Below are 11,534 nucleotides of genomic sequence, written 5' to 3' on the forward strand. Positions count from 1 at the left end.
AGCCGGGATCACTGCCCGGTGAGGAGAGGAGAACGCGCGGCGACATTCCGACGACTCTTACCAAGAGTGATGATCACCTTACTTCAAGCTACGATCTCGTCACCGGCGGAATCGTTGAGGTGTCGTCTCGACGTGGGGAGAGGCATGCACAGTCATAACCGTGCGAACATCGTTCACCAGCTCAAGTACGCCCTCAGTCATCCGGGGCGAGTTCCCAGGCACCTGAGCCGGCTGAGCAGGAACATGTGGCTGCGCCTGAGCACCCGCGACCATGTCTCCTACTATCGGGCCATCATGAGGTCCGACGCCGCGCGCAGCCCCCACGCGGCCGTGGGCAGCAGGTCCTACCGGCGTTGGACGGTCCTGGGGAAGATGCAGTTCGACTACCTGGTGCGGCACGGGCTGAAACCCGAGCACCGCATGCTGGAGATCGGTTGCGGCAACCTGCGGGCCGGGCGCCTGTTCATCGGTTACCTCGACACCGGAAACTACTACGGTCTCGACATCTCCCCGGACATCCTGATCGCCGCCCAGGAGACCCTGGTCTCCTACGAGCTGCGTGAGAAACTCCCCTACCTCATGCTGGTCGGGAACCTGCGCTTCGCCGCCCTGCCCAGTGAGATGTTCGACGTCGTGCACGCCCACAGCGTCTTCTCCCACTCCCCGCTGCCGGTGATCGAGGAGTGCTTCCGGAACATCGGCCGGGTCGTGAAGCCGGGAGGCTGGTTCGACTTCACCTTCGACCGTACCGAGGGCAGGGAGCACCAGGTCCTGGGTGAGGACTTCTACTACCGCGCCGAGACCCTGCTCGACCTGGCCTCCGGATGCGGCCTGCAGGCGACTCTCATGGAGGACTGGGAGCGGCTTCCGCACCGGCAGTCCAAGATCCGTATCACATTCCCCGGCGACGGGTCCCCAAAGGAGTGGACCGCACCCGGCCGCGCCCGGCCTGAGGCGGTCCGTCAGGGACATCTCGACCGCGAAGCCGAGCAGGAGACGCCGGATCTCGTATAAGATCGAGCGTTTCGCGCGACCGATCTGGGGGAACCGATGCGGGCCCACGACCTGTCCGCCGGGGGCGGCGTACTGGCCCGTGTGCATGACGTGGCACGTGCGGCGACGCGGATCCACGGCCTGCCCGACGCCGAGGTCACGCTGATCAACGTGTCGGAGAACGCCACCTACCGGGTGGACGACCCGGCCACAGGAAGGCGTTCCATCCTGCGGGTGCACCGCCTCGGCTATCACTCCACCCCGGCGATCCTGTCCGAGCTGGCCTGGCTGGAGGCGCTCCGCGAGCAGGAGGGGATCCGCACCCCCCGGGTGATCCGGGCTCCCGGCGGCTCCCGGGTGCTGACCGTCCCCGGCGCCGAACCCCGGGAGCGCGTCATGTTCGAGCCCGGCGCCGAACCCCGAGAGTGCGTCATGTTCGAGTTCCTGCCCGGCGCCGAGCCGTCCCAGGAGAACCCGGTGCCCGGCTTCGAGCGGCTCGGTGCCCTCACGGCGCGGATGCACCGGCACACGCGCCGCTGGTCCCCGCCCGAGTGGTTCACCCGCTTCCACTGGGACTACGAGGCGGCCCTCGGCGCCGGGTCGCGATGGGGCCACTGGCAGGACGGCCTGGGCATGGGGGCCGAGGCGCGGGCCGTGCTGGGGCGGCTGGACAAGGAACTGCGCGAGCGGCTCCACCGCTTCGGCCGGGGGCCGGAGCGCTACGGTCTGATCCACGCCGACCTGCGTTCCGCCAACCTGCTCGTGGCGGGCGAGGGACCGCCCAGTGTCATCGACTTCGACGACTGCGGTTTCGGCTGGCACCTCTACGACCTGGCCGCGGCGGTCAGCTTCATCGAGCACCGGTCGGAGGTCCCCGAACTGGTCGACGCGTGGGTGCGGGGTTACCGGACCGTCCTGGACCTTCCGGCCGAGGACGAGGCGGAGATCTGGACGTTCGTCATGTTCCGCCGCCTGCTGCTGGTCGCCTGGATCGGCACCCATACCGGCGCGGACATCGCCGCCGAGCTGGGCTCCGGTTACACCGAGGGCACCTGCGAGCTGGCCGAGCGCTATCTCGGCGGCTCGCTTCGCTGACCCGGCCCGCCACCTGGTACGCGCGATGTTCCCGTACGGGCTGTCCGGCGAAGTGGCGCGCCGTGACCGCGCATCGGGAAATCGTCCCTATCCGCTCCCGGGTCCCGGCGGGTCCGGGATGGCGAATACGCGCCGGCGTCCGCATCACCGTCGCATCACCGTGCGCGCGACGGATATTCCGATAATGAGATTTCCGAGATGGGATTCTGTCTTCCCGAATCCTGATTTCCGGTTCCCGCCGCCCAATGCGGGGTGTTTTCCAGTTGACTTCGTCTCCGTGGCCACGGGCGGCGGTCCCGGTAAGGTCAGGATTTCAGTTCGCGCCTGATGTCCTCGTCGTCCGGTGCCAGTTCCAGTGCCCGGGTGAGGTCGGCGACCGCCTCCCCCTCTCGCCCGGCGGCGCGCAGCGCCATCGCCCGGTTGAACAGCAGGGCGGGGTCCGCTCCGGGTTCGAGGGCTCGGGTGAAGTCCGCGACGGCGCCCTCGGGGTCACCGGTCTCGAACGCGAGCAGCCCCCGGTTCGCCCAGGCGGCCGCCAGCGAGGGGGAGAGCTCCAGCGCCCGGTCGAAGGCGGTACGCGCCCTGTCGTAGCGCCCTTCCGCGGTCTCCACCTGGCCCAGCGCGCACAGCAGGTACGGGTTGGCGGGATCGATGGCAAGCCCGGCCTCCGCGTCCGCCCTGGCCCTGTCGTAATCGCCGAGCGCGGCCAGCAGCCCGGCCCGGTTGGCCAGGCCGTCCACGAACCCGGGGTCCAGCTCCAGCGCATGGTCCAGGTCGCTGAGCGCGCCCCGGTGGTCGCCCCTGGAGAAGCGGATCTCGGCCCGGTTGTAGTAGGGCTCGGGGAAGGGCGGGCCGGCCCGCATGGCCGTCTCGTAGTCGTCGATCGCCGCGTCCATCCGGCCCAGCCGGTGCAGCAGGTTGCCCCGGTCGATGTAGTAGTCGGGGTAGCCGGGGTCGGCCGCGATCACCGCGTCCAGGTCCTCCAGCGCCTCCTCGGGGCGGCCCAGCATCACGGTGAGCTGCGCCCTGTTGGCCAGCAGCACCAGCCGGTGTATCGGGTGCTCGCCGGGACGCAGGTCGCGGTCGGCCAGGGCGACGGCCTCGGAGACCAGCTCCAGTGCCTTGGCGGGGCGGCCCCGCCGCACCTCCACCAGTGCCCGGCCGTTGAGGTCGAACCCCAGCTTGAACGCCCGCTCGCGCGGATCGGGCAGCAGCGAGGAGATGGCGATCGCCTGGTTCACCAGCGCGAGCGCGGCGTCCGGGTCACGCCGGTTCTGGTCGTGGTGGCGTACCTTCAGCATTCCGGTGGCGTAGGCGGCCGAGGCGTGGACGGCCGGGGAGATGCTTTCCCGCCTGGCCAGGTCGAACAGGGCCTCAGCCTCGTCCTCCCTGCCCAGCGCGGCCAGCGCGGTCGCGGTGCTGTGCAGGAGCCGCCACCAGGTCCCGGGGGCGCCTTCGGGATCGGTGAGGCGCAGGGCGCGCCTGCCGAGGTACACCACGGCGTCGTGGCAACCCGCGTCCAGGCACCACTGCACCGCGAACAGGAACGCCTCCACCGCCTTCGAAGGGTCGCCGCCGCGCTCGCGATGGTAGGGGACCGCTCCAAGTCGCGCGCCGACCGTCCCCTCTCTCTCCAACTCGTCGGCGAGGGCGTCGTGCTCCTCCTCGCCAAGCGGATCCTCGGTGGTGATCCCCTCGCGGGTCACCACGGTCAGCAGCTCGGTGGGGACGCGGCGCCGCAACACGGCCAGGAACTCGAGGTCGGTGGGGTCGGCTCGGCCGGTGTTCTCGACGACGAGCGTCCGGGGACCGGTTTCGGCCAGGTACTCGCGGACGAACTCGGCCAGGCCGTTAGCCAGGCGTAGCGTTCGCCGCGGCGCGTGCACCAGGATCCGCTCCGCGCTGGGCAGGCTCGCGGCCACGGAGCTGCGCCGGGCGGGAACCAGATCCCGTAGGTCGGGCGCCACCGCGAGCAGTTCGATGTCGTAGCGGGTGACCAGCTCTGGCCGGGCGGTGGGCACCAGGGCGGAGACGAGCGCGCCCCCCGCTGTGTAGGGCCCGCGCAGGTGCCGGTCGGCGTCCACCGCGAGCAGCGGCGGCATGGGAAGAGGCGGGTTTTCTGGCGGTTGCGGTCCCCGACTCACCGGACTCCTCTAAGTCGATTTAGATGATATTCGATGATATATCGCGCTATGTCGTGACAGGGGCCGGCGCCCACCGCTGGACGCCGGTGCTGTGATTCGTGTCAGCCGATGTGCTTAGCGCTTGCGGTGCCACTGAGCGTGACGGTGCCGGGTTTGTGAACAATAATGCGCTTCATTACAGGCCTCTCTCGCAAATAACAACAAATCGCAAGTATTCGCAGTAATTACCCATATTGACAAGATCTATTTCTTAGAGTGGCCGGATCCGGACAACCCTATGGACAGCGGGGCGTGCCGGTGTTCACGGATGCTTCGCGGACCACGCCCGGTCTGGCCGCTGTGAGCGGCTCCCGCGGGGGATGCGACCCTGGTGTGATGGAACAGAGGAGTCGCTGGGCGGACATCGCGGGAGATGACGCCGGGGAGCGGTATGCGGCGAGGTTCGCCAGGCTGGCCGAGTCGGGGGCGGACACGCATGGCGAGGCGCGGTTGTGCGCGGGGCTGCTGCCGCCGGGTGCGCGGGTGCTGGACGCCGGGTGCGGTACCGGGCGGGTGGCGATCCGGCTGGCGGAGCTGGGATACGACTGCGTGGGTGTCGACCTCGACGCGTCCATGCTTGAGGTCGCCCGGCGGACCGCGCCGGAACTGCCCTGGATCCTGGCCGACATCAGCGACATCAGCGACATCAGCGATCTCGGCGATCTCAGCGATTTCGGCGGCTCCGCGGATCCGGCGGAGCGGGTCGTATCCGGCGAGCGGCGTGGGCAGGGCGAGCGCTTCGACATGGTCGTCGCCGCGGGTAACGTCATCCCCCTGCTCGCCCACGGGACCGAGGCGCGGACCGTCGCCGGGCTCGCCGCACTGCTGCGGCCCGGCGGGCTGCTGGTGAGCGGGTTCGGGCTGGACACCGCGCATCTCCCGCTCGCCTCCGCCACGGTCACCCTGGCCGACTACGACACCTGGTGCCAGGCCTCGGGGCTCGCCCCGCTGCGGCGCCTGGCGACATGGGACGGCGCCCCCTACGACGGTGGTGGATACGCGGTAAGTGTCCACATACGCACCCCTGGTGGACGAGCCTTCGAGGAGTAGTAGCTTCATCCCATGCGACTGGGCGTTCTAGACATCGGTTCCAACACGGTCCATCTGCTGGTGATGGACGCGCATCGAGGGGCCCGGCCGCTGCCAGCGTACTCTCACAAGGAGGAGCTGAGGCTCTCCGAGCACATGGACGAGGGCAACCGCCTGTCGGCGCAGGGCGCGACGCGGCTGCGGGAGTTCGTCGAGGAGGCGCTGCGGATCGCCGAGGACAAGGGGGTCGAGGACCTCATGGCCTTCGCGACCTCCGCGGTCAGGGAGTCGGTGAACGGTGAGGAGGTCCTCGCCGGGATCAAGGCCGACACGCAGGTCGACATCGAGGTGCTGTCCGGCCAGGACGAGGCGAGGTTGACTTTCCTGGCGGTGCGCCGCTGGTTCGGGTGGTCCTCCGGGCGGCTGCTGGTGCTGGACATCGGCGGCGGGTCGCTGGAGATCGCCTCGGGTATCGACGAGCAGCCCGACGCGGCGGTGTCGCTGCCGCTGGGGGCCGGCCGTCTCACCCGCGACCACTTCACCGCCGACCCGCCGCCGGCCGACGAGGTACGGGCGCTGCGCAGGCACGTGCGGGCCGAGATCGCTCGCGCGGTGGGCAAGGTGTCGCGATACGGCCGGGCCGACCACGCGGTGGCGACGTCCAAGACGTTCAGGCAGCTCGCGAGAATCGCCGGCGCGGCGCCCTCGAACGAGGGGGCGAACGTACGCCGGGTGCTCGGGCACGCGGACCTGGTCGGCTGGACCGACCGGCTGATCAGGATGAGCACGCGGGAAAGGGCCGAGCTGCCCGGGGTGTCGGAGGGGCGGGCGCCGCAACTGCCCGCCGGTGCCATCGTCGCCGACGCCGCGATGGACCTGTTCGGAGTGCCCCGGCTGGAGGTGTGCCCGTGGGCGCTGCGTGAGGGGGTCATCCTGCGGAGGCTGGACGCCATGCCCGAGCAGTAAGGTTTATTCGGCCGCCTGAGGGTTAGCGCGCAAAGCCATGAACAGCCCTCAGACTCAGCTGGAAGGTGCCGCTCGCAGAGCGGCCAACAGTCAGACGCTGGACAGGCTGGCGCGGATCGGCCTGGCCTGCCGAGGTGTCCTGTACGGGCTGATCGGTTTCCTTGCCCTGCAGATCGCCTTCGGCGGGGGCAGCGGTGGCAAGGAGGCCGACAAGACCGGGGCCATCCAGACGGTGGCCGAGCAGCCGTTCGGCATGGTGCTGCTCTGGCTCATGACCGTCGGTTTCGCGGCCCTGACCCTCTGGCAGCTGTCGGAGGCCGTCATCGGCCGGGGCCGGACCAAGGACCGGGTGGAGGCGGCGGCGCGCACGGTGGTCTACGGACTGATCGTGTTCACCCTGATCAACGTGGTGCTGCGCGGGGACTCCGGCGACTCGATGGACGAGCAGTCGAAGGACCTCACGGCCAAGCTGATGGACCTGCCCGGCGGCCAGGTCATCGTGGGACTGGTCGGCCTGGGACTGATCGCCCTGGGTGCCTACTGGATCCGCAAGGGCTGGAAGAAGAAGTTCCTCCAGGACCTGCGCACCGGCGAGATGCCGGCCGAGGCGCGTGACCTCACCGAGCGGCTGGGCATGGCCGGTTACGTCGCCCGTGGTGTGGTCGCCGTGGTCGCCGGTGTCTTCGTCATCCAGGCCGCGGTCACCTACGACCCCGGCAAGGCCAAGGGCATCGACGCGACGCTGCGCTCGCTGGCCGAGACCCCGGCCGGTCCGTGGCTGCTCGGGGTCGTCGCGATCGGACTGCTGCTGTTCGCGGTCTACTGTTTCTTCGAGGCTCGCCGGCACCGGATGTGACGGGTGAAACCGCACGGTACGGCAGGTGCGGGCACGCAGCTGAAGGCCCACCTGGCAAGCCCTACCTATCTATCCGGTAAGTGATCGCATTCCTACTTTTCCGAGACATCTTCCCTTTCGAGCTCCGCGTCTTCCCAGAGGCAGGAACAATATCGGAGGGGCATATGGACTCGTCGGAGTACGACGGCAGCGAATGGGTTCTCCGCCTTGCGGGTTCCCCGGACCAGGTGGTCAGAGCCCGCCGCCTGGTCTCGATGACCCTGGGGCGAGACCATCCCCTCCATGACGACTGTGTCCTGCTGACCAGCGAGATCGCCACCAACGCGGTGATCCACTCCCGGTCCGGGGACGGCGGGGCGTTCACGGTCACCGTGGCCTACTCGGCAACGGGCGTGCGGGTCTGCGTCCAGGACGAGGGCTCGTCACAGGCCCCCTGCGTGTGTCACGCCTCGGCGGACGAGACAGGGGGCCGCGGCCTGCCCCTGCTGGAGGCGCTGGCCCACCGCTGGGGCCTGGTCAGGGAGGCGGGGGCCAATAAGGTCTGGTTCGAGCTGGTGCTCGAACTGGCCGGGATACGCGCGGGCAGCCTGGCCGGTGCCAGGTGAGCGCCGGTCGGATCGGCCGTTCCGAGGGCGAGGTGGGCGCCGGTCGGATCGGTCGTTCCGAGGGCGAGGTGAGCGCCGGTCAGGCCGGCCGCTCCGAGGGAGAGGTCGGGCGTGTGGCGGGGCGGGCGTCGAGTTCGGTCAGCAACCTGGCCATGCGGGTGGCGCGGAGCGGGTCGACGGGCAGGACATGGCCGGTCCACCAGCGGGCGATCTCCTGGGTCGGCCCCCCGGACACCAGGTCCAGGTAGTCGTCCAGCGGCGGATCGTAGATGAAGCCGGGCACCACGCCCCGGCTCTCCAGCCGGGCGACCACCACGTCGCGGTTCTCGACCAGCAGGGGCACCCGCAGCAGCGGTTGTGGCGCCGCGTCGCGGACACCCTCGGCCGCCCAGGGCAGGGTACGCAGCAGTTCGACCCCGGCCACCCGCCGCTCGCGCTCGCGGTCGATCACCCGGAAGCGGGAGCGCTGGTAGCGGCGGAGCAGCGGCCCCTGGCGCATCCGCCAGTCGTCGAGGTCGATCCGGAGCCAGTGGTCCATGGCGCGCAGGTCGACCGGATCGGCGGTGGTGACCGCGCGCAGCTCCTTCTCACGGGGCGGGCAGCGGTGGCCGGTCCACTGGACGAGCCCGAGTGCCTTGAGGGCGTGCCACATCGGCCTGACCAGCCCGGTGCGGTAGATCGTCTCGCGAAGTACGGGCCGCAACGTGCCGAGCAGCTGGGCGCGCGCTCCGCCGGGGAGCAGCAGCTCGTCCCTGGCACGGGCCAGCTCGGGCAGTGCGGCCGGGTCCCGCGCGGTGAGGAACCCGCCGGACATCGACCGCCCGTGCTTGGCGAGGCTGAACACCCCGGCGGTGCCGAACGTACCCGCGGGGCGGCCGTCCACTGTCGTCTGCATGGCGTGCGCCGCGTCGTCGAGGAGGATCACGCCGCGCCGGTCGCACTCGGCCCGCAGCTCGGTCACCCGGTCGGGCTGGCCGTACAGGTGCGTGGTGACGACACCGGCCAGGCCGCTCCAGTCGACGTTGGGGACGTCGATGTTGCCGTCGCGCCAGGAGACGGGCGCCATCACCGGTTCCAGCCCGGCGGCCAGCACGACGAACAGCACGGTTTCGCAGTTCGTCGGCGAGATGAGCACCCTGTCGCCGCGCCTGAACCAGTGACGCAGTGCCAGGAGCAGGCCGAATCTGGCGGACGGCACATGGAGGCACTCCTGGCCGATCCGGTCACGCATGGCCGCCTCAAGCTCACGGCCGCCGTTCTGTCCGTTCAACGGACCTTCCCTCGGGTACGCAGCCGCCCGTACCGCTTCATGGCCCTGTCGGCGGCGCCGTACAGGGCCGGACTGTCAAGGATGAACCGCCGCACGCGGCGGACCGGTGCGGTGCGCAGCCAGTGCGCCGCCGCACCGGCCGAGCGGCGGCGCACGATGCCCTCGGTGACTGGAACGGTCCTACTGCACAGCGCGTCCTTGTACTCCGAGCCGTTGCTGATACCGAGGTCCAGCGAGCCGACACCGATCTTCGCGGCGGCCTCGACCATGTGCAGGTGCTGGATCAGGCCGGGGGAGTACTTGGCATAGTCGGGATCGTACGCGGGGAACCAGCCGATCATCATCGTGCCGGTGCGCAGCCCGAAGTGGCCCGCGACGGGCCTGCCGTCCGCGTACAGCATGGACAGCGGCCCGGCGAAGTCGGGGGTGTCGACGGAGTGCAGGCGCTCGGTCAGCTCCACCACCCATGACTTGGCGAAGCGGTCGGGGCGGCCCATCCGCTGGTACTGGGCCGACTTCCACTCCCGCAGCAGCCGGAACTGCTCCGCGTCGCGCACCGCGAACTCGGAGGTGACCTCGCCCGCGTCGCGGCTCAGCTTCCGTTCCTTGTACAGGGTGGTCTTGACGAACTTCGGAGAGCGTTCGCGCAGCTCGTCGAGGAAGGCCGGGTAGCCGTCGGCGAAGTCGAGGACCACGGCCTCCTGCCTGAGCGTCTCGAACGGCTGGAACCACGGCTGGTGGTCGATCATGCAGCCGAACTCCCACACGTTCAGCCCGCACTCCTTGAGCAGGGTGTTGGAGTCGAATTCGGTGCCGGGCGCGTGGACCACGCCCTGGGAGAGCGAGACCCATCCGCCCAGGGCGGTGCCCACTCCGCCGCCGTGCCGCTCGAAGGGAAAGAACCCGACGGGCCCGTCCGACTCGGTGATCACCGCCACCCGCGCTTCGGCGCGGACCTCACCCATCGCGATCGTGAAGTCCGGGCTGAGAAAAGGGTTGGCGAGGTGCGCGCCGGAGCTCTGCATCTCGCGCCAGGCCGCGACCTCGCCCGAGCCCAGCTCCGCGGGCCGGATGACGTTGACCCTCATGTAGCCCCTCCCGCCGCGCCGGGGTGACCGGCGACCGTACCTGCGGTGCACGTCAACCTACCGTTCACGAGGAGGTGATCCTTTCTCGAAGCCCGGGCTCAGGAACTGAACGTCGTCCTCGGAGCGGAGCACGCGCGATCCGACTGGCCCGCAGAAATGGGTGGCGTGCGTCACGGAGCGCGGAAACCGTCCCGGAACCGGGCGGCGATCCCCCACCGCCGTCCGATACAGCGAATCTACCTAAATTTTACCTTACCTGCTAAGCGATATCGGAGATGGCCGGACTCGGCAGCACCGGGGGAACCCTGGGAAGGGCGGGGGGGATCGCCGGGACGAGTCGTTCGACGACCGGCAGGGCGCGGTGGGCGTAGAGCGGATCGACCGGCAGTACATGCCGGCCCCACCAGCGCGCGATCTCGGGTGCAGGTGAGGGTCTGGTGAACCCGGGCAGGTAGCTGTCGTACGGCGGGTCGTAGAGGTATCCGGTGGCGACCCCGTGCCGCTCCAGCTCGGCGATGGCCTCGTCCCGGCCCGAGACCAGCAGCGGGACCCGGAACAGCGGCTGGTCCAGATGGCGGTGAACGGCCGGTGCCACGGTGGGCAGTGCGGCCAGTGCCGAGACGCCGACGATCCGCCGCGACCGCTGCCGGGGCAGCGTCCGCAGGCGCCGCGACTGGTACCAGCTTGAGAGGTGGCCGCGCCTGGCCCGGTAGTCGTGCAGGTCCGCCTGGACCCAGGAGTCGAACGCCGGTAGTTGCGGCGCGTACTCCAGCGCCCTGAGCAGCTCTGCCGGGCGCGGGGCGATCCGGTAGCCATCGCGCTCCTCCTCCATGCCGAGCGCGCGCATCGCCCTCAGCGCCGGGCGGACCATGTTCAGCCGCAGCGCGGCGTGCCGGCCCACCGAGGTCAGCACGGTATGGATCTCTTTCCTGAAGGCGCCGGGCTGTAGCAGCCGGTCACGGTCGCGCTCCAGGGCGCGCAGGTCCTCCAGGCGCTCGACCGCGATCACCCCGCCGGAGCCCGCTCCGGCGTGCTTGGACAGGCTGAACACGCCGGCCACCCCGAAGGTGCCCAGCGGCCTGCCGTGCACGCTCGTCTCCATCGCGTGCGCGACGTCCTCGATCAGGATCTTGCCGGTGAAGGCGGCCACCCGGTCCGGCAGACCGTACAGGTTGGTGGTCAGTACCGCGTCGACCGTGTCGAGATCGACGGCGTCCGCATCGATGTTGCCGTCGTCGATGGAGAGCGGTGCGATGACCGGGCGCAGCCCGGCGGCGAGCACGAGGAAAAGGATCTCGTCGGCCGACAGCGGCGACATCAGCAACCGCTGGCCGGGGCTGCACCAGTGCCGCAGGGCCAGATACAGGCCCAGGCGGTTGGAGGGCAGCGGAAGGCAGAAGCGGCCTGTTCGCTTCGCCACAATGTGCTCAGGAGTCACTGGAGACCCTC

Annotated in this window: 10 protein-coding genes; 6 read left to right on the forward strand and 4 right to left on the reverse strand. The window is 70.0% G+C overall.

All coding sequences use genetic code 11. The features are described 5' to 3' along the window. Positions 1-144 precede the first annotated feature (144 nt). Both OIE13_RS08770 and OIE13_RS08775 read left to right on the forward strand, forming a co-directional pair. A complete protein-coding gene (locus OIE13_RS08770; protein ID WP_326641222.1) occupies positions 145-1,014 on the forward strand; it encodes a class I SAM-dependent methyltransferase in 870 nt (289 codons plus the stop codon). 36 nt (positions 1,015-1,050) lie between these two features. Beyond that, entirely contained in the window at positions 1,051-2,088 is a 1,038-nt protein-coding gene (locus tag OIE13_RS08775) for a phosphotransferase enzyme family protein (protein ID WP_326641220.1), read from the forward strand. Between the two features lie 305 nt (positions 2,089-2,393). Here the strand turns inward: OIE13_RS08775 and OIE13_RS08780 are convergent, their stop codons facing one another. Next, positions 2,394-4,190, reverse strand: coding sequence for a tetratricopeptide repeat protein (locus OIE13_RS08780; protein ID WP_326641218.1), 1,797 nt, complete (start codon positions 4,188-4,190; stop codon positions 2,394-2,396). Positions 4,191-4,607: 417 nt separating this feature from the next. Between OIE13_RS08780 and OIE13_RS08785 the strand changes: the two genes are divergently transcribed. The 4 genes from OIE13_RS08785 (at position 4,608) to OIE13_RS08800 (ending at position 7,727) form a co-directional block, all read left to right on the forward strand. Next, complete coding sequence (locus OIE13_RS08785) at positions 4,608-5,321, forward strand: class I SAM-dependent methyltransferase (RefSeq protein WP_326641216.1); 714 nt, start codon at positions 4,608-4,610, stop codon at positions 5,319-5,321. 12 nt (positions 5,322-5,333) lie between these two features. Continuing rightward, positions 5,334-6,266, forward strand: coding sequence for a Ppx/GppA phosphatase family protein (locus tag OIE13_RS08790; protein WP_326829855.1), 933 nt, complete (start codon positions 5,334-5,336; stop codon positions 6,264-6,266). Between the two features lie 37 nt (positions 6,267-6,303). After that, positions 6,304-7,122, forward strand: a complete 819-nt coding sequence (locus OIE13_RS08795; protein ID WP_326641213.1) for a DUF1206 domain-containing protein — start codon at positions 6,304-6,306, stop codon at positions 7,120-7,122. Between the two features lie 164 nt (positions 7,123-7,286). Next, positions 7,287-7,727, forward strand: a complete 441-nt coding sequence (locus OIE13_RS08800; protein ID WP_326641210.1) for an ATP-binding protein — start codon at positions 7,287-7,289, stop codon at positions 7,725-7,727. Between the two features lie 79 nt (positions 7,728-7,806). Here OIE13_RS08800 and OIE13_RS08805 read toward each other — a convergent pair whose 3' ends face one another. The 3 genes from OIE13_RS08805 to OIE13_RS08815 all read right to left on the reverse strand — a co-directional run bounded on the left by OIE13_RS08805 (position 7,807) and on the right by OIE13_RS08815 (position 11,505). Continuing rightward, complete coding sequence (locus OIE13_RS08805) at positions 7,807-8,997, reverse strand: DegT/DnrJ/EryC1/StrS family aminotransferase (RefSeq protein WP_326641208.1); 1,191 nt, start codon at positions 8,995-8,997, stop codon at positions 7,807-7,809. Next, positions 8,994-10,085: a GNAT family N-acetyltransferase gene (locus OIE13_RS08810; RefSeq protein WP_326829856.1), complete on the reverse strand. Its 1,092-nt coding sequence runs from the start codon at positions 10,083-10,085 to the stop codon at positions 8,994-8,996. The genes OIE13_RS08805 and OIE13_RS08810 overlap by 4 nt, the downstream gene beginning before the upstream one ends. Positions 10,086-10,344: 259 nt before the next feature. Continuing rightward, positions 10,345-11,505 carry a DegT/DnrJ/EryC1/StrS family aminotransferase gene (locus OIE13_RS08815; RefSeq protein WP_326641204.1) on the reverse strand — a complete coding sequence of 387 codons (1,161 nt, stop codon included), beginning with the start codon at positions 11,503-11,505 and terminating at the stop codon, positions 10,345-10,347. Positions 11,506-11,534 lie beyond the last annotated feature (29 nt).

This window comes from Streptosporangium sp. NBC_01810, from assembly GCF_035917355.1.
GTDB lineage: Bacteria > Actinomycetota > Actinomycetes > Streptosporangiales > Streptosporangiaceae > Streptosporangium.